Source organism: Paenibacillus sp. 23TSA30-6 (genome assembly GCF_014858585.1).
Taxonomy (GTDB): domain Bacteria; phylum Bacillota; class Bacilli; order Paenibacillales; family Paenibacillaceae; genus Paenibacillus.
Map to the genome: position 1 here is coordinate 1 of NZ_SLTL01000041.1, position 24,078 is coordinate 24,078.

Annotated in this window: 18 protein-coding genes; 13 read left to right on the top strand and 5 right to left on the bottom strand. The window is 48.6% G+C overall.

What is annotated here, in order from left to right; all coding sequences use genetic code 11:
- Window positions 1–102 precede the first annotated feature (102 nt).
- The 11 genes from E0698_RS24035 (at window position 103) to E0698_RS24085 (ending at window position 15,357) form a co-directional block, all read left to right on the top strand.
- Window positions 103–879: a hypothetical protein gene (locus E0698_RS24035; protein ID WP_443146924.1), complete on the top strand. Its 777-nt coding sequence runs from the start codon at window positions 103–105 to the stop codon at window positions 877–879.
- A 319-nt stretch (window positions 880–1,198) separates the two neighbouring features.
- Window positions 1,199–2,083: a LysR family transcriptional regulator gene (locus E0698_RS24040; protein ID WP_192513151.1), complete on the top strand. Its 885-nt coding sequence runs from the start codon at window positions 1,199–1,201 to the stop codon at window positions 2,081–2,083.
- Between the two features lie 195 nt (window positions 2,084–2,278).
- Entirely contained in the window at window positions 2,279–3,499 is a 1,221-nt protein-coding gene (locus E0698_RS24045) for a M20 family metallopeptidase (protein ID WP_192513152.1), read from the top strand.
- Window positions 3,496–4,914: a YfcC family protein gene (locus tag E0698_RS24050; RefSeq protein WP_134910986.1), complete on the top strand. Its 1,419-nt coding sequence runs from the start codon at window positions 3,496–3,498 to the stop codon at window positions 4,912–4,914. Before E0698_RS24045 ends, E0698_RS24050 begins: the two co-directional genes overlap by 4 nt.
- 277 nt (window positions 4,915–5,191) lie before the next feature.
- Window positions 5,192–7,591 carry a rhamnogalacturonan lyase gene (locus E0698_RS24055; RefSeq protein ID WP_192513153.1) on the top strand — a complete coding sequence of 800 codons (2,400 nt, stop codon included), beginning with the start codon at window positions 5,192–5,194 and terminating at the stop codon, window positions 7,589–7,591.
- 263 nt (window positions 7,592–7,854) lie between these two features.
- The gene (locus tag E0698_RS24060) at window positions 7,855–9,579 is read left to right on the top strand and encodes an ABC transporter ATP-binding protein (protein WP_192513165.1); all 1,725 of its coding nucleotides are present in this window, start codon (window positions 7,855–7,857) and stop codon (window positions 9,577–9,579) included.
- Window positions 9,572–11,410: an ABC transporter ATP-binding protein gene (locus E0698_RS24065; protein ID WP_192513154.1), complete on the top strand. Its 1,839-nt coding sequence runs from the start codon at window positions 9,572–9,574 to the stop codon at window positions 11,408–11,410. Before E0698_RS24060 ends, E0698_RS24065 begins: the two co-directional genes overlap by 8 nt.
- 275 nt (window positions 11,411–11,685) lie before the next feature.
- On the top strand, window positions 11,686–12,342 hold the full coding sequence (locus E0698_RS24070; protein WP_192513155.1) for a DJ-1/PfpI family protein: 657 nt from the start codon (window positions 11,686–11,688) through the stop codon (window positions 12,340–12,342).
- Between the two features lie 143 nt (window positions 12,343–12,485).
- On the top strand, window positions 12,486–13,685 hold the full coding sequence (locus E0698_RS24075; protein ID WP_192513156.1) for an MFS transporter: 1,200 nt from the start codon (window positions 12,486–12,488) through the stop codon (window positions 13,683–13,685).
- A complete protein-coding gene (locus E0698_RS24080) occupies window positions 13,678–14,337 on the top strand; it encodes a TetR family transcriptional regulator (RefSeq protein ID WP_192513166.1) in 660 nt (219 codons plus the stop codon). The genes E0698_RS24075 and E0698_RS24080 overlap by 8 nt, the downstream gene beginning before the upstream one ends.
- A 108-nt stretch (window positions 14,338–14,445) precedes the next feature.
- Window positions 14,446–15,357 carry an AraC family transcriptional regulator gene (locus tag E0698_RS24085; protein ID WP_192513157.1) on the top strand — a complete coding sequence of 304 codons (912 nt, stop codon included), beginning with the start codon at window positions 14,446–14,448 and terminating at the stop codon, window positions 15,355–15,357.
- Between the two features lie 108 nt (window positions 15,358–15,465).
- On the opposite strand, the gene E0698_RS24090 is transcribed toward E0698_RS24085, so the two are convergent.
- The 4 genes from E0698_RS24090 to E0698_RS24105 all read right to left on the bottom strand — a co-directional run bounded on the left by E0698_RS24090 (window position 15,466) and on the right by E0698_RS24105 (window position 20,846).
- Entirely contained in the window at window positions 15,466–16,866 is a 1,401-nt protein-coding gene (locus E0698_RS24090) for a sugar porter family MFS transporter (RefSeq protein WP_149095880.1), read from the bottom strand.
- 227 nt (window positions 16,867–17,093) lie between these two features.
- Window positions 17,094–18,431, bottom strand: a complete 1,338-nt coding sequence (locus tag E0698_RS24095; RefSeq protein WP_192513158.1) for an AraC family transcriptional regulator — start codon at window positions 18,429–18,431, stop codon at window positions 17,094–17,096.
- Window positions 18,406–19,851 carry a sensor histidine kinase gene (locus E0698_RS24100; protein ID WP_192513159.1) on the bottom strand — a complete coding sequence of 482 codons (1,446 nt, stop codon included), beginning with the start codon at window positions 19,849–19,851 and terminating at the stop codon, window positions 18,406–18,408. The genes E0698_RS24095 and E0698_RS24100 overlap by 26 nt, the downstream gene beginning before the upstream one ends.
- A complete protein-coding gene (locus E0698_RS24105) occupies window positions 19,848–20,846 on the bottom strand; it encodes a sugar-binding protein (RefSeq protein WP_192513160.1) in 999 nt (332 codons plus the stop codon). The genes E0698_RS24100 and E0698_RS24105 overlap by 4 nt, the downstream gene beginning before the upstream one ends.
- Before the next feature lie 123 nt (window positions 20,847–20,969).
- Between E0698_RS24105 and E0698_RS24110 the strand changes: the two genes are divergently transcribed.
- Entirely contained in the window at window positions 20,970–21,119 is a 150-nt protein-coding gene (locus E0698_RS24110; protein WP_192513161.1) for a hypothetical protein, read from the top strand.
- A 63-nt stretch (window positions 21,120–21,182) separates the two neighbouring features.
- Here E0698_RS24110 and E0698_RS24115 read toward each other — a convergent pair whose 3' ends face one another.
- Window positions 21,183–22,028 carry a Cof-type HAD-IIB family hydrolase gene (locus tag E0698_RS24115; protein WP_192513162.1) on the bottom strand — a complete coding sequence of 282 codons (846 nt, stop codon included), beginning with the start codon at window positions 22,026–22,028 and terminating at the stop codon, window positions 21,183–21,185.
- Window positions 22,029–22,262: 234 nt separating this feature from the next.
- On the opposite strand from E0698_RS24115, the gene E0698_RS24120 reads away from it, so the two are divergent.
- Window positions 22,263–23,777 carry an alpha-glucosidase/alpha-galactosidase gene (locus E0698_RS24120; protein ID WP_134910975.1) on the top strand — a complete coding sequence of 505 codons (1,515 nt, stop codon included), beginning with the start codon at window positions 22,263–22,265 and terminating at the stop codon, window positions 23,775–23,777.
- Window positions 23,778–24,078 lie beyond the last annotated feature (301 nt).

A 24,078-nucleotide genomic window follows, 5' to 3' on the forward strand; every position in this document is an offset into this window, starting at 1 on the left:
GTGCGGTGAAAGCTGCATGCACGGTGTGGAGGAGGGGAAAAGGCGGAGATCATATCAAACCCTTACCTATTCCAATAGTTTGACCTCAAAACCAAAGGGAATATGTTCAGCGCCAAGGACGGTATCCGCATCACGCCATCATTCTATTGGGTAAGCAAGGATGGTCGTCAGCGAGAAGAGGTGGAGCTGTATACACATGCGGGAAGCCGCAAGTTCATCCGCTTGGGATCGGCGGAGGATCGGGAGAAGCGATATGCCATTTTAAATGAGCGGCTGCGCAATGTACCGACGGAGGAAATGCAGGATACAGCAGCCTACCAATACAAGCACGAGCTGAGCGAAGCACAGCGGAGCCAGTCGACGCTGGAACGCTATGTTTCCCTCTATGCCCAGCGTATCACGCGCAGCAAGACGTGGATCGGCCGTTACGATTGGCTGGTGCTGCCTGCTGCGGTCCGTACCTTGATCGGTCCGAAGACGGACCTGCCGGATGGAGTCGATGTCGACCGTGCCAATGCGTCGATTCAACGCTGGTATGGCGAATATACCCTGCCTGCTGATGTATACGTGGTTCCTAAAGGGACTGATTTACGTGAAGAAAGCCGTCGCCGGGAGCTAAACGAGCATGCGAGCATATTTAAGAAAACGGGCTACATCATTGTTAACTTCAATTTGGAGTCGCTCCGTCAGGGGGATACCGAGCATCCACATTTGCAGTATATTAACGGCCCGCTGCTGAACCAGTGGCAACTGGAAGGCTACCGGAGAGAAGTAAAAGACCCGTACGGGCAACCCTTTCATTTACAGGATGGGGATGTAGTGTTTTACCATGCAGACCAGTCCAGCCGGGATGATTTTAGTTCCTTTGTTCCACATTAAGAACCCAAAAGAAGCTCACTTGATGGGAGATGCTTTTCATCCTTCGGTGAGCTTCTTCTATGCAAGCTGAACTGAAAAAATGTACATGTAAACGAAGTAGGCGAATGGTGCTGTACAAGCGAAGCGGTCGCTTTAAAAGCGAGTTTCTTTTGCAAAAGTGGATTGGAGATGGGACGGGGATCATTTTGCCGGATTTAACCGGGTCTTTGCCCATGCCCTTCATGCGGTATAATAGACCGATACGTCTGTGGGCTTTTTTCCTGCGGAGAACACGAGAACGGATGAATAAGGGAACAATATAACGAAAGGAGTGGCGATGATGGATGAAAAGGATTGCCTGATGTTGTGCTACATTGCAGAAGAACATAGTCTGAAACGTGCCGCCGAGCGTTTGTATATTACACAGCCCGCCTTGACCTACCGTCTGAACCAATTGGAAAAGGAGTTCGGGGTGCCGATTATCGTACGCGGGAACAGGGGAACGAAGCTGACCATGGAAGGGGAAAGATTGGCTGAGTATGCCAAACGAAATTTGAGAGAATTGACCGAATTAAAAGAAGCCGTTATTCATCTGAGAGGTGAGGTAAAAGGAACGCTTCGTTTGGGGATTTCAAGCTACTACGGGCATTATCGGCTTCCGCCGATCTTAAAGAGCTTCAAGGATATTTATCCTGACGTGCAATTTTCGGTTACCTGCGGACTCAGTGCAGAAATCTATGAAATGCTTCGCGGGGATGAAATTCATTTGGGTGTCATTCGCAATGACTACCCTTGGTCTGAGGGGAAGCATCTTCTTTCCGAGGAGCATATTTGCGTGATCTCCAAAAAAGCTGTAGAGCTTGAACAATTGCCGGAGCTTCCGCTGATTCGTTATAAGGACCCGGGCAAACCGCAGCTTTCCGGTCACATGTACTCCTCGTTTAACGAATCGGTGCAAGCGTGGTGGAGTGAGATGTTGGGCAGGCCGCCGCGGGTTTCCATGGAGGTGGACAGCTACGAAACCTGTAAGGAAATGGTCCGACACGGACTGGGATATTCCATCGTACCCGAAATTTTTGTCTCTCCAAAGGATGAATTGTATGCATTTAATTTGATTCGCAAGAATGGGGAGCCTGTGCTGCGTCGAACATGGATGTTGTATAAAAATAAATCCAGCCACCTTATGGCAGTGGAAAGATTTGTAGAATGGATGCTCCAGTCTTAACCTGATGAAGGCAGCGAATATACGTAATTATTGGTGAATAATGGCGTATTTTTAAAAAAGTCATGTCATATATAAAATAATTTTAAGTATAAAGCCAAAAAATATTAAATTTACTTCACTGGCATTCGCTTATACAATGTTGAATATTGATTGTATATTTATTCGTTATGACGAATGAAAGGCGGCATTCCATTGATGAACTCAACAGCGAACGGACATAATGGCAGAACGCCATCCTATGAAGAGATTATGAAGGCTGTAGATGCAAAGGACCACGAATTACGGGAGCTTGCCCGAACAATACATAAACATCCTGAGCTAAGCTTTCATGAATACCAGGCACAGGGCTGGCTCACAAATACACTGGAACAGGCAGGTTTTGCTGTGGAAAAAGGTATTGCCGGACTGGAAACCTCCTTCCGTGCGGAATGGGAAGGGAAGTCCGGCGGACCCACAATCGCTCTGCTGGCTGAATATGATGCACTCCCAGCGATTGGACATGCCTGCGGACACAACCTGATTTGTACCGCATCAGTGGGGGCCGCTATAGCCCTGAAGGAAGCGATGCCGGATCTGCCCGGACGCATCGTGGTGCTAGGCACACCAGCCGAGGAAGAGGGTGGTGGCAAAATCATCATGTGCGAGCATGGCGTGTTCGACGGCATTGACGCCGTAATGATGGTGCATCCGCAGAGCAAAACGATGGTTTTGCGAGGGGGATTGGCCTGCGTGGATGCCACGTTTACGTTTCATGGCAAGCAGGCCCATGCCGCTTCCTCCCCGGAGAAGGGCATTAGCGCACTGGATGCCATGATTAATGCCTTTGTGGCGATTAATTCGGTTCGCCAGTTCGTCACCAGTGACGTGCGTATCCACGGCATCATTACAAAGGGCGGAGACGCCCCGAATGTTGTACCGGAGCTGTGCGAGGCTGTGTTTATTTTGAGGGCGCAAACCGTCGTCGGCTTGGCTGAGGTGCGGAACAAGGTGTACCGCGCTGTTCGTGCAGCGGCAGAAGGCATGGGCGCAACCGTGGATATTGCCGAGGGACTTATTTATGCGGAGCGCAATACAAACAAGAGATTAGCCGCTTTATTCCAGAGCAATCTGGAGCAGCTCGGTCTGGAGGTTCACGAGCCACCTGCACAGGGGGGTATCGGTTCGTCGGATATTGGCAATGTCAGCCAGATTACCGCAGCAATTCATCCTTATATCCGACTGGGTGACGCGTCCACGCATACACCGGAATTTGCTCAGCTTGCGGGAGCGGAGGAAGGCATGATTGAAATGAACTATGCCGCCAAAGCGCTGGCCTTGACAGCTTATGATCTAGTGACCGATCCGATGGCTTTGAGTGAGGTACGGACTGAATTTGAACAGTGGCAAGCGCAGAGAAACGGGGGAGCATCCGAATGAGTAGCAACACGACCGTACCGAGCGGCCCCAAAAAATGGCTGAAAATGCCGCATACCTTTGTCATTCTTATTTTTCTGACCTTAGTGGCCGGGATATTGACCTATGTCGTGCCCGCTGGAGAGTTTGAACGGGTTAAAAATGAAACAACCGGCAAAACGCTGCTCGTTCCCGGTTCGTACGCTCATGTCGATCCGAATCCGGTTACGCTGTGGGATATTCCGAAATCCATCGTATCCGGTCTGGTCGATTCTGCCGATGTGGTCTTTTTCATTCTGATCATCGGCGGTGTTTTTCAGATTATTACGTCCTCCGGAACGATTGAGGCGGTGACGGGGAGAGTCGCGAGGTCTTTTTCCAACAAAGGCATATGGGTGATTCCGGTATTTATTACCCTGTTTTCCGTGGGCGGTTTTACGATGGGTATGTCCACCGAGGTTATGGTATTCGTGCCGATTGGTATTGCTATCGCCCGGGCGTTGAAATTTGATGCGATGACGGGTACGGCCATGATTTCACTGGGGGCTTCCTGCGGATTTACTGCCGGGCTGCTGAATCCGTTTAATGTCGGCTTGGCACAGGCGATTGCGCAAATCCCTATTTTTTCAGGGCTGTGGCTTCGTGCCATCCTGTTGGTTATCTTGATCGTCATTACGAGCTTATATATTATGCGTTATGCCAGTAAAGTGAAGAAAAGCCCGGAAAGCAGCCTCGTTTACGAATTGGAAAAGAGCGCTGAAGACAAGCCAGTGGATCTATCCAATCTGCCTTCCATACAGCTTAAGCATATCCTGATCATTTTGACCGTTGTAGTAAGCTTCGCGATGTTGATCTGGGGAGTGTCCAAAAAAGATTGGTGGATGGAGGAACTGGCTGCCCTGTTTCTTTCGATGGGAGTCATTTCCGGCTTTTGTGCAGGCTACGGGCCAAGTCGCATTGCGACAGAGTTTGCCAAAGGGGCCAAAGATATCACCTATGGTGCGCTGATTATCGGTTTTGCACGTTCCATCGTGGTTGTACTGGATCACGGCAATGTGATTGATTCCATCGTTAACAGCCTTGCTATCATGGTGGGACATTTGCCTGAATCGGTACAAGTGCTGGGCATGTATGTGTTCCAAAACATTATGAACGTATTCATCACCTCCGGTTCGGGAATGGCCGCAACGACGATGCCGATTATGGTGCCACTGTCCGATCTGCTCGGCATTACTCGCCAAACGACAGTGCTTGCCTTCCAATTGGGAGACGGATTTTCGAACATGATTTTGCCTACATCCTCAGCCTTAATGGGGAGCTTGGCCGTATCGGGTATTCCGTATCAGAAATGGGTTCGTTTCTTTTGGCCGCTACTGGCTGTGTGGTTCGTACTGGGTGCAGTATTCGTGGTTGTCGCTCAAATTATCGGATATCACTAAACTATAAAGTATGATCGGTCTTTATATGGTTTAAAGTTTCATGGCTAATTCATCAGCAATATTTTTCAGCCCTCATCTTGCCGTGTTCGTACAGGCTTGGTGGGGGCTGTTTTATGTGAAACGGCAAACAACACGGATTTGTGAAGAGAAATCCCCGGATATTTAAACGCTTTTGGGAGAACGGCAAAACTATAATAATAAGGAATTTAAATTATGTAAGCGCAATCATTTTGAGTATTTGCTTGTCATCACAACACAATTGAGGAGGACGACTTGGATGGCTCAAAGGAAAGGCGCATGGCGAAAGGGAACCTTGACCGCCGCGTTGGCAACGATGCTGGCGATGACGGGTACAACTGTGGGGATGGCGGCAGAAGCTCCATCTGAACCGGAGCTTCAGGCAGCATCGGCTGTTGCCGTCGAACAGAACCGAAGTGGCAGCATCCAACTGGAAAAGCTAGATCGGGGACTGGTGGCTGCGGTGACGCCGGAGGGTGTATTTCTAAGCTGGCGGCTGCTGGCGCAGGAAGTGAATGGTTACAGCCCAACGGGGCTGACAGGCGCGAATTTTAATGTATACCGTGACGGTAAAAAGATCTCGACGGTGACCGACAGCACCAACTATGTGGATAAAGAAGGAAGCGGAAAAGCGGTGTACAGAGTAGCTTCGGTCGTGAATGGACGGGAAAAGGATCGCAGCGCCAAAGTGACGCCGTGGCAGCAGGGTTACTATGAACTTCCTCTCCAAAAGCCTGCCGATGGGGTAACGCCCGCAGGAGAATCCTATACGTATTCGGCCAATGATATGAGTGTGGGGGATGTGGATGGAGATGGACAATATGAATTTTTTGTAAAATGGGACCCGTCGAACTCCAAGGACGTTTCTCAGAAGGGCTATACCGGAAATACGTATGTTGATGCATATACGGTTGAGGGCAGGCTGTTATACCGGATCGACCTGGGTGTGAATATTCGGTCAGGTGCGCATTATACACAGATGATGGTGTACGATTTTGATGGTGACGGCAAAGCCGAGCTGATGTTCAAAACGGCTCCAGGTACCAAAACGATTACTTTTGACAAGAAGGGCAAGCCGAAAAAAGAAACCTATATTACCCTGCCCCGTGAGGATCGCAAAGCAGGAATTACGCATAAGGACGATTATCGTTTAAGCCGCACGGATTATTACGAGCATGTGGTGAACATGTTCATGAACTGGACGGAACATGAAGAAGTGGTCAAAGGAAAATGGCCTGCTACGCTGGAGGAATGCTTTGGTATCGCTCCAAAGTATAGCTATCCGTTATCCCGTAAGGATGCGGAAAGCCTGACGGACTACTTTATGGATGTATACGCGCCTGCGCGGAGCGACAAAAACAAGCTGAGAGAGTTCGAAGGCTTCATTGTGGATGGGCCGGAATATTTGACCATTTTCAAAGGAAAAACGGGAGCCGAGCTGGACACTGTCCGCTATGAGCCGGAGCGTCATGACGATGGCCTCATGTGGGGCGATTACGCCATGGCCCGGATTGAACCCGCAAACCGGGTGGATCGTTTCCTGGCAGGCGTGGCTTACTTGGACGGCCGCAAACCGTACGCCGTGTTTGCACGCGGCTATTATACACGTTCCACGCTGGTCACCTACACATGGAACGGTCGCCATCTCGAAAAGCATTGGATGGTGGACAGCGGTTGGGCGCCGATGACGAATCCGTTTAACGATAGTCCGCACGGGCGCGATGGAACAGACCCGAATTTCGGCACCTTGACCACACAGGGAGCCCATTCGCTGAGCGTGGCGGATGTGGATGGTGACGGCAAGGACGAAATCGTATACGGCTCTGCCACCATCGACCATGATGGCAGCCTGCTGTACAGCTCGTTTGATGTCATGCCTCCAGAAAGCGCGATTCCGGGCCAAACAGCCAGACTGGGACACGGCGATGCGCTGCATGTGACGGATATTGACCCTGATCGGCCGGGAAAAGAAATCTTTATGGTGCATGAGGGCGGCACCTATGCTCCTTATGGTTATTCCCTGCGCGATGCCAAAACGGGCAAGGTCATTTACGGCGGATACTCCGGCAAGGATACGGGCCGGGGGATGATTGGTGACATAGACCCTGAACAGCGAGGACTGGAAACCTGGGCTATGGGCTTATGGACCGCGGCGGGCAAGCAACTCGATACCAAGATGCCAGGCACCAATATGAGTATCAAATGGGCGGCGGACATGACCACTCAAATCGTAAATGGGGCGATTGACGTGACCCCAACTATTGAGGACTGGAAACGAGGCACATTGCTGTCCGCAACAGGCACTAAAACGAACAACTATACCAAAGGAACGCCATCGCTGGTAGCAGACATTTTTGGAGACTGGCGGGAGGAAATGCTCGTCCGCACAGCGGATAGCTCGGCGATCCGTATCTATTTGAGCACTGAGCCTACGACGCATAAATTGTACACACTGATGCATGATCCGCAGTACCGGGCGGATGTGGCGCGTCAAAATACGGGCTATAACCAGCCATCCTATACCAGCTATTACTTCGCATCTGATATGGATTGGGCGAACGTGCCGATTCCCAAGCTCTACACGCCAAGAGCCGTAATTCAGGAAGAGAGCGGCGATGAGGTGGATGAGGTAGAGTCAGCAGTATCAGCAGAGGAATAATGAACTTTGGGGACGACAAGTAAGTTGATTACAATGAAATCGCAAGGAGAGCCGTATTTACGTGCTCTCTTTTTTGCATAATTTTAATTCCTGCAACCGGAGTCTCCAATTTGCTGGTTAAACGAAGCCGTTCGGAAGGGTATAATAAAATATAGTGCTGTATAAAGTGCGTATATATGGTTTTACAGCAGGCTTGATTCATATAACCATTACACGCTGATCTGGAAGGACGGCTATGGGCAATTGGAGGAATGCTTGTGGTAATGATGTTTTCTTTTCTAAAAAAATATCGGGTTCCAGCCATCGCAGCGCTCGTGATGATGCTGCTGGAATTGACGGTAGAGCTATCGCAGCCATATTTGATCTCTAAAATCATTGATGAGGGCATCCGGCAGCAGGATTTGTCCGTCGTCTGGTTATGGGGCAGTGTACTGGTAGGGAGTGCAGTTATCGCTTTTATGGCGGGTATATCCAGTTCCTTTTTTGCTTCCCATGCCAGTCAGGGCTTCGGCTATGATTTGCGGGAAAAGCTGTACCGTAAAGTGCAATCCTTTTCGTATCCTGTGTTTAAACGTTTTGCCACTTCGTCGCTGATTACGCGCCTGACCGGGGATGTCACGCAAGTACAGGATACGGTGTTTATGAGCCTGCGGTTTATGACACGGGTTCCGCTTGTAGTCATCGGCAGTATTGTGATGGCACTGGTTGTACATTTCAGGCTTGGGCTACTATTGGCGGTTATGGCCCCGGTGCTGTTCGTGTTTGTGCTGGTGATGATGCGGCGAACGGTCACTTTGTTTAAGGGTGTCCAGCGTCGTCTGGATGATGTTAACGGGGTGATTCAGGAGAACCTGACAGGTATCCGGCTCATTCGGGTTTTTGTGCGGATGCGGCATGAAATCGAGCGTTTTGCCCACTACGGGGGTGAACTGATGAAAGGGACGGTTTCCGCTCTGCGCTGGACAGAAACGACGATGCCGTTCATTTTGTTTACGATGAATGTTGGAATTATCGCCGTGCTTTGGTTTGGAAGGGGGCAAATTTCCACAGGGGATGCGAGTGTAGGACAGGTGGTCGCGGTCGTCAATTATTCCTTGCGGACCATAGGGGCCCTGTCTGCCTTGTCCGGCATCGTGGTCGTGTTTTCGCGGGCGACCGCCTCTACGGGACGGATTCGAGAGGTATTGGAAACACATAATGAAGATGGGCGAGCGATGGATTCTGTTCCAACACATAACACACGGATTGAGGGACAGGTGGAAATGGACCGGGTGAGCTTTCATTATCCGGGCAGTGATTTGGCTGTACTAAAGGATATTTCCTTTATGGCTCGACCAGGTGAGCGGATAGCTATTATGGGGGCCACTGGCTCGGGCAAATCCTCACTTGTGCAGCTGATTACGCGTCTGTATGAAGAAGATGAAGGTCATGTGCGTTTTAACGGAAAGGACGCTCGTGAACTGGATGCGTCCATATTACGAGAGGCTATTGGCTATGTCCCTCAGGAGGTACTGCTATTCACCGGCTCAATTCGGGATAATATTGCTTGGGGGCTGGAGAATGCCAGCCTGGAGCAAATTAAGGAAGCCGCACGTATGGCGCAAATCCATAATATGATTGAACGCTTGCCGCAAGGCTATGACACGATGCTCGGGCAGCGTGGCGTCAATCTGTCCGGTGGACAGAAGCAGCGGCTAGCTATTGCCCGCGCGCTGGTGCGCCATCCGGCGGTGCTGATTTTGGACGACAGCACAAGTGCACTGGATGTAGGGACAGAAGCAGCACTACTGAATGCACTCGATGGCCTGTCCTGTACGACATTTCTCATTACGCAGAAAATCAGCTCAACCGCATCGGCAGATCAGATTTTACTGCTGGATGAGGGTCGCCTGATGGCAAGTGGAAGCCATAAGCATCTCATGGATAGCTCGGATCTATATCGGCGTATCTATGAATCACAATATGGAAAGGAGGAGTCGCATGTTTAAAGAACTCATTGAACCATTCCGTCAGCCTACACCGCCGTCCGGTGTGCTGCGAAATCCGGCGGGAGCTGAGGGACGCCGCAAGGCCAAGGCCAAGAACTGGTCCGGCACGCTGGGCAAGATATGGGAGTATCTGGCCCACCGCAAGGCCAAGCTGAAGCTGGTGCTGTTTATGGTACTGCTCAGTTCCGGACTGGCTCTGCTGGGTCCGTATTTGGTCGGCGTCGCAGTGGACGATTTTCTGGAAGGTCCGGGCGGACGCACGTGGATTTATTTTCTCATTGGGCTGGGGGCTGTGTATTTGCTTAATTCGCTGACCTCCTGGCTGCAAAATATCTGGATGATCGAAATCGCCCAAGAGACCGTGTACCGGATGCGTTTCGACCTGTTTTCACATTTGCATCGGCTACCGATTCCTTTCTATGGCAAACGTCAGCAGGGAGAAATCATGAGCCGTCTGACCAATGATATCGAAAATGTCAGCTCTACGCTGAACAGCTCGGCCATTCAGATTTTTTCGAGCATATTGACGCTAATCGGTACGCTCACGGTGATGCTGTGGTTAAGCCCGCTGATGACCCTGCTCACCTTTATTGTGGTGCCGTTAATGGCAGCCGGGATGCGCTGGATTACACGCCGCACCGGGCCTTTATACAAGGAACGCCAGAAGAACCTGGGGGAACTGAACGGTTATATTGAAGAAACGCTGTCCGGGCAGCAGATTATCAAAGCATTTTCGCAGGAAAAGAGAGTTATTCGCGGCTTTGGCGAACGTAATGATCGTATCCGTCTGTCGGGCTTCTGGGCACAAACGATTTCCGGTTTTATTCCGAAGCTGATGAACGGGCTGAATAATCTCAGTTTTGCCATTGTAGCGGGGATCGGCGGGATTTTGGCCATTCACGGCTCTATTACCATCGGGACAATCATCATCTTTGTGGAGTATGCTCGTCAGTTCACCAGACCGCTGAACGATCTGGCTAACCAGTGGAACACCCTGCTGTCCGCCATTGCCGGCGCTGAGCGTGTATTTGAAATATTGGATGAGGATGAAGAGTCCAAGGATGAACGCGGCGCAGTGGAGGTAGAGCATGTAGAGGGGGCTGTGCGGTTTACGAATGTTTCCTTCGGTTATGATGAGGGAAGCGCTACGCTGAAAGGTATCTCTTTTGAAGCCAAGCCGGGTGAGATGATCGCGCTGGTCGGTCCGACCGGGGCCGGAAAAACGACGCTGATCCAGTTGATATCCCGTTTTTACAGTCCCGACAAGGGAATGATCACGCTAGATGGACGTGACATTACCACCATACAGCGTGAAAGCTTGCGCTCCCGCATGGCGTTTGTGCTACAGGATTCCTTTCTGTTCCAAGGGACAATCCGCGAAAATATCCGCTTCGGCAGACTAGATGCCACCGATGAAGAGATAGAGGAAGCATCGAAGCTGGCGAATGCCCACTCCTTTATCATGCGGATGAAGGACGGATACGACAAGGTGCTGGAGGCTAACGGCAGCGGCATCAGCCAAGGGCAAAAACAGCTGCTGGCTATTGCCCGCGCTATTTTGGCCAACCCTTCAATCCTCGTACTCGACGAGGCAACCAGCAGCATCGACACGATTACTGAGATAAAAATACAAGAAGGACTGGAGCGGCTTATGCAGGGGCGAACAAGCTTCGTCATTGCGCATCGACTGAATACCATTCGTCAGGCTGACCGGATTCTCGTTTTAAAGGATGGACGTTTGGATGAGCAAGGCTCACATGATGAACTGCTGACCCACAAAGGATTTTACAGTGATTTATATTATGGTCAGTTGAGAAAGCAAAGCTCTTAAGCCGGCTCTGGATAAGCAGATTTGTAGGCATGATGTAGAAGCTTTATGATGCTAAAAAGGACTACCCTGGGGCAGTCCTTTTTAAGTAAGCCTTTTTTACAGGTACGTACTATTAAAGGTTTACAGGGGCAGATGTTTGAAATTAAGATACCTCGGTCGAGGACAGAGGATTTTACACTGGTAAGTTTTCGCAATATTTTATATACCCATACCCCCTATGGGTATGTTAGTATTGGTGTGTAAGAAAAAAATCCCACATCAAAGGAGAGATCATCATGAAAATCGCAATCATGCTTTTCGATGGAATCACAGCATTAGATGCAATTGGTCCATACGATGTATTTGCTGCTACACTGAAATGTGAAGTGAAGTTTGTCGCTAAGAAAAAAGGGTTAATCAAGCTGGACTCAAATATGGGTTATTTGCATGCCGATTACAGTTTTTCTGAAGTTACTTCAGCTGATATTCTTGTTGTTCCAGGTTGCAGTCCGCCAAATTATAAAACTCCAATGAATGACGAAGAAACGTTAAATTGGATTCGCCAAATACATGAAACTACGAAATGGACCACGTCGGTTTGCAACGGCTCTCTGATTTTGAGCGCCGCAGGCTTGTTAAATGGAACCGTAGCCACCAGTCATTGGGGTTCCTTAGACCTGCTCCAATCTCTTGGAGCCATTCCAACAGATGAGAGAGTGGTTCGTCAGGGCAAAATCGTTACAGCAGCCGGTGTCTCCTCTGGTATTGATATGGCACTCCAGCTAATGGCATGGGAATTGGGAGAAGATATGAGTAAAGGAGTCCAACTGATTTTGGAATACGATCCTCAGCCTCCGTTTGACACGGGTTCACCAAAGAAAGCACCTGCTATATTGGTAGAACAAATAAGAGGGATGTTACAAGAGTTTGCAAAACAAGAGCCCAATGTGTAACTCAAGAATAACAAGATCTCTTTCCGGTATTAGCTTGGCTTAATAGGTTTGTAATTTTATTTACAAGGGTCCCTATTTCAACTAATGTAGTTTACACATAGTAAAGGATTACATAGTGTAAATGGTTGGAGGGGGTTACAAACATGAGCAGCTTACCTAAGTCTGCTAAATTTCCACTTTTCATTCTGATGCTGAATTTGTTTATTGCTTTATTGGGTCAAGGTATGGTGATTCCCATTCTGCCTGAATATCTGAAACAATTTAATGCGGCAGGAGCTGCTGCGGGGTATCTTATTGCCGCTTTTGGAGCAGCACAGTTTATTTTTTCGCCCCTAGGTGGGCAGCTTTCGGATAGATGGGGTCGAAAATCCATGATCATCACCGGTCTGTTTTTAACCGTCATCTCGGATCTAATGTTTGCTGTATCTACGACACTGCCTCTTCTATATATTGCCCGATTTATCGGGGGGATAGGTATTGGATTAATGGTTCCTTCCAATATGGCCTACGTCGCTGATATTACCACTTCTGAAACCCGAGCTAAAGGAATGGGATACTTGGGTGCCTCCATGAATTTGGGTATGGTGCTTGGTCCGGGGTTAGGTGGTATGATTGCTGAGTTTGGCATAAGGGTGCCCTATTTTTTTGCTGGTGGACTTGGACTTGTAGCTACGCTGCTTAGCTTATATATGCCAGAGACACTACCCAAGGAAAAACGAAAATCCGCTAGCCAATGGGTCCGCCGAGAGCCAATTCGCAACCAAATCCTAAATTCATTTCGGACATCCTATTTTCGTTATCTTCTCCTCATTCTGATAATGACATTAGGTTTGATGAATTACGAAACGGTGTATGCTCTTTTTGTGGAACGAAAATATGGTTTTGATGCCACTAAAATCTCAATGATCATTACGGTTGGTGCAATTATAGGCATCGTTGTGCAGATATGGCTACTTGATTATCTCATCAAGAGACTTGGTGAGATGAAGCTTATACGTCTCTCTTTGATCATGACAGCCATCGCTTTACTGTTAATGATAATTAAGATCAATTTAGGTTATCTGCTGGCGGTATCGGCTCTGTTTTTTGCTTTTAATGCCTTCCTAAGGCCAACCGTAAGTACAATGATCGCGAACTCAGCTGGTGATCGCCAAGGATATGCCGCCGGATTGAATACGACGTATACCAGCCTAGGCAATATATTGGGACCCATTCTAGCAGGTTTGTTGTTTGACAAACACATTCATATTCCTTATATTTTTGGTGCACTTATCCTTGCATCTGCCCTTTTCTTAACCTTACAAAAATCGAAAAATGAGAAACGGATGGTTGTTAATGACTGAGAACTGGCACCAGAATTTGAAAAACAAAAATCGGGAAGAACTCATTGCGGCTGCCAAGGAACTTTTTATGAAGCAAAGCTTTCTCAAAGTTAATATTAAGGATGTATGCAACGTGGCTGGTGTAAGTCGAGTCACATTCTATAAGCACTTTCAGTCCATGAACGAACTGATCTTTGAGGTTCAGATGGAAATCCTTGAGAGCATGACCGAATTTGTTAGAAGGGCACCTTCAGCCGAAATGAGCGGTAAGAAGATGCTTACTTCGATGCTTGATGCGTGGATTGATTACGCTTGGCAACATCCGGAATACATCAAGTTTATTCTTTTATTCGATCTGCATTACGAAGCTTATGATTCAAATCAAGAACTCAAAGAACAGTACAAAAATTTTGTTAGCAGGGGAAAGGAACGACATTTCCTGATGGATGCTCTGGAAGCTGGATTCCAAGATGGATCATTGAAGTCTGATACGGAACCCTTAAAGACCGCTCATTTTATCTTCACGTCTATGATGGGTATACTCCAGAAAATGAGTCTGACGTCCAAGGACGATTGGAATAACGAACTTGAGGATATACAAATTGCTAACCGATTTGTGGGAATGTTGATTCAGTATTTAAGTCCAGAAAGTGATGAATCCCCTGCCTTTTAGGTAGGAGTCGCCTGCCATATTCCAAAGGATTTCAGATTGTCCGATGGAGTGAAATAGAATAACATGGCTCAGTCTGTTAAACTGTGAAAATAGTGGAGGTGCTCGGGGATGAACGGAAGTCTGTTTGAGCCACGGCTGCGTGACGGGGATTATATTCCCCGTTTTTTTGCTTACTATTACAAGCAATGGCATGACTATACCATGTCTTACCACGAACATCATTCTACCGAAATCATGTACATGATTTCCGGCTTTTGCAGGGTGGATGTACAAACGGGAGGGAATGCGGGAGAAAGCATCACGCTGCGTAAAGGCGAGTTTATTATGCTGGACGCAGGCGTACCGCATCGACTGGTGGTGGAAGGAGAACAACCCTGCCGGATGCTAAATGTAGAGTTTGGTTTTACGGAGGGGTTGAGGGTAGGGCCGTCTATCCGACAAATGGCAGCGGAGGAGCAGGAGGTCACGACTCTCATGTCGCGTCCATTCCCGTATCTGGTACTATCGGACCCGGAAGAAGTATATTATGCGCTGAAAAGTCTCGTGCTGGAACTGGATCAACGAAAAGAACAGCCGGGTGCAATGGCAGAGATGCTTTTTATGCAATTGCTAGTACGAATTGCACGTCTACGGGAAGAGGCAGAGCGCAGCAACACGCAGCAAACGGATATGTACATCAAACGATGCATTGAATTTCTCCATCTGAACTATGACCGAGATATTGTGGTCAAGGACATGGCAGCAGCCGTGAATCTGCACCCAGGTTATTTGCACCGTATTTTCAAAAAACATACTGGACTAACGCTTACCGCGTATTTAACGATGCTGCGAATGGACAAGGCCCGTATGCTTCTTCAGCAAACGGACATTCCCATTCAAGAAATTGCCGATTATGTAGGCGTGGCCAGCAGGCAGTATTTTCATATGTTGTTCAAAAAGCACACAGGCAAGACGCCTGTTGAATACCGCTCTGCTGTGGAGCGCCATGTGTGGAACTATGCGGAGGAGGATGGGAACTGATAATAAGAAGCCTCTGAACCATTGCCGATTTAGGTCGGTATGACTCGGAGGGCGTGTGTTTTGAAGCATTATAACATGTGTCCGGGCTTCTTGAGAGCTAAAGTCAGGTCATTTCCCAAGCCACATATTTTCCATCTGTTCAAGTGATCTCCCCTTGGTTTCGGGAACCTTGCGCCATATAAAGACTACGACGAACAACGAGATGGCTCCGAATAACCAGAAGGTATTGGACGGACCGGCTGAACTCAGCAGAGGAGGGAATGCCTGCGATACCAGATAATCACCGGCCCACAATGCCATCGAAGCGATGGCGACCGCTTTGCCGCGAATGCGGTTCGGAAAGATCTCCGAGATCATAACCCATACGATCGGCCCAAGCGATATAGCGTAGGAGGCCACGTAGATCAATATCATGATGAGCACGAGCGGTCCGGTGGTCAAACCCATTTTGAATGCGGCTCCGATAATGACCAAAGAGAGGGTCATCAACGAGGTGCCGATCATCAGCAGGACTTTTCGTCCCGCTTTGTCGATCAGCCATACGGATACGATGGTAAACAACACATTGATCAACCCGATCCAGATGGTCTGGGTCAAAGAGGCGTCCGTACCGAGTCCCATTCCTTTAAAGATAACCGGCGCGTAATACAAAATGGCATTGATGCCGGTAATATGCTGCATAATGGCGAGCATGACACCGATAAAGAGAGCGACTCGAATACCGGGAGCGAACAATTGCTTCAATGAGTCGTTCTCATTTTTGAATGATTCCTTGATATCAAGCACTTCCTGCTTAGCGGCTTCTTCACCGTGAATTTTCAGCAAAATCGGCAGCGCTTCATAAGGCCGATTCTGTTTAATAAGCCATCTCGGGCTTTCGGGTATGAAGAGCATCAAGAGCATAAAGATCAGTCCCGGAACGGCTCCCACTCCGAACATCCAGCGCCAGGCTGTTGAGACACCCCAGGCTTCATCCCCCATGCTGACGATCCACGAATTCTGAAAATAAACCAGGAAAATCCCTGTTACGATCGCCAACTGATTTAAAGCAACCAAACGACCTCGGTATTTGGCGGGAGCGATCTCCGCGTTGTACACCGGACAAACGGTGGAAGTGATTCCTATGCCAATGCCGCCGATCATGCGAAAGATAACATACCCGGTGAACGTGTCTTGAAGCGCAGAGCAGATCGAGCCGACGACGAATAAAAATCCGGCGGCCAGTAATACCTTTTTTCTGCCGATCTTTTCACTCATGTAGCCGGAGAGAGCCGCTCCGGTGACACTCCCGACAATCAGACTTGACACCGCCCAACCAACCTGAAATTCGCTCAGCGAAAAACGCTGCTGTAGGAATTCGACTGCTCCCGAAACAACCGCGATATCAAAACCGAACAGGATGCCTCCGAGCGCAGCTACGATGGATACCAGCGTCACAAAAAGCATATTGGGTTTTTCTGATTGAAGCGCTTTCTGTTGAGCGCTTTCATTATTAATGATTACTCCCATATGATCATCTCCCCTCCAGATTCCTAGAACCTCATTCCGTTCTTCGAGGAGAAGTATAACATGCGCTTATAAAAGAAAGGCCGGTTATCGTCTTCAATAAACGGACCTTTTCATGCACGATTTTGGCTTCGATTCCCGAATTGGAGACGGAGGGGCTAAACCTAGCATTACCTTGTCATTCAAGCTTAAAAAAATCCATGCCGATGGTCGGCATGGATGAATCTCTACTATTTTTGGCCTTTGAACTCAGTGGGAGGAACGCCCGTTATCTTCTTAAAGACGCGGCTAAAATAGTTCGGGTCCTTATAACCCACTTCAAAGCTGATTTCCTTAAGAGCAAGGTTGCCCTCCTTGATCAGAGAAATAGCTTTATCAATCCGTAGCCGGGTTACGAAGTCGATGAACGTCTCTCCGTATTCCTGTTTGAAAATTTTACTGAAGTAGTGGGGATTCAAATGGACAAAATCAGCCACTTCTTCCAGCGAAAGATCATCGTTGAACCGTTCCTCGATATACATTTTCGCCCTACCCAGCATAGTCAGTGTTTGGACCTCCCGCTGTTCTCGTATCCGTTGCAGTGCTGACATGACGTACGTCTGCTGAAGCATTCCATTCTCCGCTTTGACGGCAAGCACAGAGGCGTTTCCAGCCTCTGACGACTTCAGTTCGTCAAAGTGGCAGTAACCTCCATCCCGTTTGCGTAGGGTGGAGGCAAAAACGGCTTCAAAATAGGATTTGCGAAGTCCTTCCTCGCCGTTATGCAGCGATCCGATTCCAATGGTCGTCTTTATACCAAGTTGCTGCTGGGCAAGCTCGGAGAGCTGCTGAACAAGGTGATTAACCAACTGGCGCCAGTCGTTTTCGCCGGTGACAGGCGGCTTTCGTAAAAAAGTGGCTACATGATGGTCGATCAAGGAGCTTACAATGGCATTCGGGCCATGCGTTTTTACATAGCTTCGGAAATGGTCGTAAATTTTCTTTTTATCCTGCTCGTCCGTATATCCGTCAAAAGCGGCAATGATGGCGCTTCCCTGATCAAGAGGAAAGTCTAGCCATTCCGATAGCTGGGAAGCGCTCGAATCCACGGTCTGGTCGACCATAAGCATTAAAGCCAGCTCATTTTCTGCTAGCGGCATCAGCTGTGAGATTTTGTGCCTAAGCTCCAATTCTTCTGTACGTGCTCGCTTTTCGCACTCAATTTCTTCAATCAGTCGTTTCAGTGTACCGATGATCAGTTCTCGCTTCGCCGGTTTCAAAATATATTCTTTTACGCCCAAAGAGAGCGCCTCTCGGGCATAGGCAAAATAATCATAGGCAGTGACGAGCACGAATCGGGTATCGGGAAGCCGCTCCTTTAATTCACGAAGCGCTGCAAGCCCGTCGATTCCGGGCATATTGATATCCAGAATGGCAATATGGGGACGGTGCTCTTCCGCACATTCAATTGCCATGCGGCCGTTGCCGGCATGAATAAACCGAAATATCCCCGGCATCGCCCGTTCCACTGTCAATTCCAGTCCTTCCCTCTCCAAAGCCTCGTCATCCGCGATCAACAACCGATACATCAGTCTGCTCACTCTCCTTCTTGACTGGAATTCGTATTGTTATAGTAGTACCTCGTCCGGTACTGCTACTGATTTCAACCATTCCTTCTTTTCCGTAGAACAACTGCAGCCGCCTAAACACGTTTTGCATTCCAAGTCCTGTTGAACTGTCGCTTTCGACTTCGCCTTCAAGACGGAGCACGGACAGTCGGGTTTCCTCCGTCATACCCTTTCCGTTGTCCGAGATTTCAATTTGCACATCCTCGTTCGCTCGCGACAGTGTCAACGCGATAATGGCTCCGTCTTCCATATCTGCCACACCATGAAGAAAAGCGTTTTCAATAAATGGCTGGATCGTCAGGGCCGGAATTTGCTGCTGAAGAACGGAAGCGTCAATGTGAAGCTCAAAGCGAATTCTGTCCCTGAAGCGCGCCTGCTGGATGGTTACGTATTCGCGGATATGATCCAGTTCCTCCTGGAGAGTTACGGGTTTGTCCAGCTTCTGCAGGCTGTACCGTAGCAGATTGGACAGCGAAACGATCAGGTCGCTGGTTTTCTCCGCCCCTTCCAGGATCGCCAGCTTGGAGAGCACATTTAAGGTATTGAATAAAAAGTGCGGGTTAATTTGATTTTGCAGAGCCAGAAGCTCCAGTTCCTTCACAAGCCGCCGCATTTCCAGACTCTGTTTATCCTTCTCGATAAGGATACTCAAATCGGTGGACATTTGCGAAATGGCGTCCGACAGTACGCCTAGCTCGTCATCCCGTCGCGGTTGGGGCTTGATGTTCAGATCACCTGTGGCGATTCGCTTCGCCAGTCCGACAAGTCTGCCGACAGGGCCAGTAATGCTGCGCGAGACCCAGACTGCAAGCAAAACCCCCATCAGCGCGTTCATGCTGAACAACGCCACTCCCCATCCGTTCATTTGCTCATTCTTGTTCCGGATGTTCTCGATGATCGGCCGGTAATAAACCAGTTCTGCATCGATCAGTCGCTGTCCCTCCTCGTGGATATAGCTGACGGTTTTCTCCGCTTCAATATAATGTTCAAAAGCCGATTGAGGATCTTGTGCATTTGCGTCCAGAACTGCGGCTTGTTTCTGTTCAAGAAATGTGGACAACAGATTCACGTAGTCCTCCTCGGCGAAAGAAGGGTCGGTCGAGTCGGAAACTTCCTGAATTCTGCCTTTCAACAGCTTCAATTGGCGTTCTGTCGGGCCCTGCACAGCCTTATCGTCTCTCGGATTAAGCAGATAGGCGTATAGGAGCTTTAAGTTGCTCTCCGCCGATTCGGAGGTTTGCTCGATGAGCAGAATTCGGCCAAGCATTTCATCGTAGCTCTGTTGTACGACCTTTCCGCTTTGGAATACAAAATAAGCGATGATATTGGCGAACACAACTAGGAGGGGGATGAACAGAAGCAGCTTCGTTCTGATCGTCATCGTCCGTCAACTCCGGGCATGTTGTCGGGAGTGTCCGCATGCATCTCATATATCCTGGTGTATGTTAATTCCTGTGGGGCATTCCCCTTTAGATAATCATTCAGCAATTTTATGGACTTAGCCCCCATTTCCTCTGGCTGTTGAACAAGGGTCAGATCGATTTTGCAATCTCTGATGGCTTCCAACGTCTCGGCCATATCGTCAAAAGCGAAAATCTGCAAACTCCGCGCGCCGCGCCGCTCCGAGGCTTCCAGAATGCCAAGGCCGTCCAGCGCACTGAATCCGACCATGTAGCGGATCTGCGGATACCGGGTGAGCATGTTCTGAGCTTGCTGTGCTGCCTGAAGCCGTGAAATATTTGAGGAGCGAATCTCCACAATGCGGAGCTTGGGATAGCGACCGACCACGGAACGAAATCCAGCAAGCCTGAGTCGCTGATTCTCGACGCGCTCGCTACTGATCATAACTCCAATGTCGCCACGCTCTCCAGAGGCTTTCGCTAACAGCGCGCCCATCCGTTTTCCTGCTCCTTCGTTATCCGTTCCCACGTAAGCTAGTCTACGGGAGTCTGGTTCATCCGTATCAATCGTGATGACGGGGATGCCAAGTCCGGCTGCTTTGTCGATTAATCGGCGATACTCTGGATCATTTATCCCTTGAACCAGAATTGCATCCGCCTTACTGGCGATCGCTTTATCCAGCAGTTTGACCTGCTCGGACGGATTAATGCGGTCCGGCCCGATATAATCGAGCCGCATACCGTACTGTTCCGCTTCCTTTCGGGCTCCTTGTTCGATTGACCGCCAGTAATAATTATCCAACTCCTGTGATATCAGTACGACTTTTGTATCGGAAACCCCGTCTTTTGGAGAAACCGTCTTCAATAACTCTGTAAATTGGTGAATTTGAAAAGAAGACAGAGTGAACTGAAAGAGCAGCCAGGCAAATAGCAGGAAGACGGGGATAAGGATAAATGTCCATTTACGGTTTGACATGTCTTGCTCCTTTGGAAATATTTACAGACTCAACTCATTATACAGCAACAAAACAACCGCACGCAGCTATCGTCAGCATAAGCGCGGTTATTGAGGAGGAATTCCATATTGTAATCAAGGTACATGACCAAAGTAGAAATCTTGAATGGTAAGCAACAACAGACATTTGAAGAATGGTTTGCCCATCTTACAAGTAGTGAGGAGATGGAAGCTGGGCAAGCACTAAGTGAATTCCGTGGAAAGATAGCATTGGAGATAGGCCCCTACCAGTAGAATTAGGGCATTTTTAAGTCCAGAAACTGCTGCAGGGGCTTAAGTATAAAAAAAATAACCTCACTAAATCAGACCATGCTTTTTAAAGCTGTGAAACAGTCCATCTTCATCCACAGCATCCGTAATGTCATCTGCAATGGCTTTGAGGCCCGGTTTGGCATTTCCCATGGCAATTCCTAGCGCACAATAATCAATCATTTCAGCATCGTTCATCCCGTCTCCGATAGCAATGGTGTCTTCTTGGGATCTTCCCAAATGCTCAATAAGCTTTTCAATAGCTACGGCTTTGTGAATACCGGGAACCATTAGCTCACCACTGTCTTGCCCGAAAGCAGATACAGTACATTGAATAACCTCAAATTTCCCTGCGAATTCCTTTTTGATCTGTTCGAAAGGAACATTTTTGTTTTCCAAAAAGCATGCTTTGTTCACGTCACTACGGTACAGGTTGTCCTCTCCTATAGTTAGGCCAGTGATAAAAGGATGCGGGCGTTGTTCTTTTTTTTCTCTGGCTACGGGATCATTGTCCACATCTCCATAGATAAGCCGTTCCACATGGGGCAAAAAGTTTTTACTCGAAAACAGTCCCCCGTTCGACTCCAAATAAAAGTCCAAATCATGTTCATCAAAGTAATCGACCATATGTCTAACATCTTCATCCGATACTTTGTGGTGATATAACATCTCGCCTTCGATTTCTACAAAGCCCCCGCCAGCTCCAATGATCCCGTCAAAACCGACCTCCATGATAAAATCATAAATCTCCGCTTTGGATCGGCCAGTGCATAAATAAATCAGATGTCCGTTCTTTCTCGCTTCGATACATGCTGTTTTTGCAGATTCGGGAATCATACCATCATCATCCACTAGCGTTCCATCTATATCTAAAAAGATAATCTTTTTGTTCATCTTAGGCTGCTCCTTGCTCTCCAATGTTTTCTTTTATGTTACTACATTTACCGCACTTAAAGTACATATTGAGCTGAAAAAACACTAGATAGAAAGAGAGAAACGGGATTAACACGAAAGTTAGGATTTTTGACACCTAAATACGAAACTGGTCATGATTTTGATAACGCTTTCCACAGGCCTATTGCTACAATGACGGTATATACCAATTCTAATTACCGGAGGTTGAATGCCGTGTCATTTAAAGTAGCTTTTATTGGAGCAGGAAGCATCGGTTTTACCCGTGGAATTTTGCGTGATCTGTTATCGGTGCCGGAATTTAATGATATTGAAGTGGCTTTTACGGATATCAGTCAGCACAATCTGGATATGGTTACTGAGCTGTGCCAGCGGGATATTCGTGAGAATAGTTTATCCATACAAATACAGTCCTCTACGGACCGAAAGAAAGCTCTAAAGGATGCCAAATATGTGATTTGTACGATCCGGGTTGGCGGGCTGGAGGGCTTTGCAACCGATGTGGATATTCCGCTGAAATATGGCGTGGATCAATGCGTGGGCGATACACTGTGTGCAGGAGGTATTATGTATGGGCAGCGTGGTATTGCTGAAATGCTGGACATCTGCAAGGATATCCGCGAGCTAAGCGCACCGGATGTGCTGCTGCTGAACTACTCGAATCCGATGGCGATGATCACTTGGGCCTGCAACAAGTACAGCGGCGTACGTACGATTGGGCTGTGTCACGGTGTACAGCATGGACATCACCAAATTGCCGAAGTATACGGCTTGGAGAAGCAGGATGTGGACATTGTGTGTGCCGGAATCAATCACCAGACGTGGTACATTCAGGCTTCACATGAAGGCAAGGATCTGACAGCCGGACTGCTGGAGGCTTTTGAAAAACACCCTGAATTTAGCCGCACCGAAAAGGTACGCATCGACATGCTTCGCCGTTTTGGCTATTACAGCACTGAATCGAACGGCCATCTAAGCGAGTATGTTCCCTGGTATCGGAAGCGTCCGGATGAAATTCTCGACTGGATTGATCTGGGAAGCTGGATCAATGGAGAAACGGGAGGCTATCTGCGTGTATGTACGGAAGGACGTAACTGGTTTGAAACGGATTTTCCAAACTGGATGAAGGAAGATCCACTGGAGTACAAGGCAGAGAAACGCGGTGAAGAGCATGGCTCTTACATTATTGAAGGACTGGAAACAGGACGTGTATACCGGGGGCATTTTAATGTCGTTAATAATGGTGTGATTTCCAATTTGCCGGACGATGCGATTATTGAAGCGCCTGGATATGTGGATCGGAATGGTATCTCCATGCCTCATGTGGGTGAACTGCCGCTCGGCCCTGCGGCTGTCTGCAATGTCAGCATTTCCGTGCAGCGTTTGGCAGTTGAAGCTGCCGTGCATGGAGACGACAAGCTGTTGCGGCAGGCGTTCATGATGGATCCGCTGGTGGGTGCAGTATGTAATCCTAAGGAAATCTGGCAAATGGTCGATGAAATGCTGGTAGCGCAGGAGGCATGGTTGCCGCAATATGGAGCAGCGATTGTCGAGGCGCGCGAACGTCTGTCTGCTGGCAACCTGATCCCGACTCGCGATTACGAGGGAGCGGCGCGGATCAAGGTCAAGACGGTCGAGGAAATGCAGTTGGACCGGGATGCCGCGAACAAAAATGCTGGTGAGTCGGACAAAGGCAAGGACCGTGAAAAGGTGCAAACTAGCGAAGCCTAAACGCCCAGAGCATTTTTCAATAGTCGTAGTGGTAGAAAAGGTATTTTCAGTGCCGTGATGGCCTGGAAATGCCCTTTTTTGATATGAGCGCTAGGCATAGCCGCCCCTCACATTTCATACCTTCAGGTTTATGGTTGTCGATTCGGGTCGACGGAAATTAAAGAATACAGCCTTGTTATTACAAATCTCTTCTCCCATGTCGATGCCCCAATTCGCCCAAAGGGCTTGCCACAGGGCGGATATTCCTTTAAACAAGGGAACCGGTTCCTGGGAAATATAGCGGTAAAAAAGACCGGCAGAG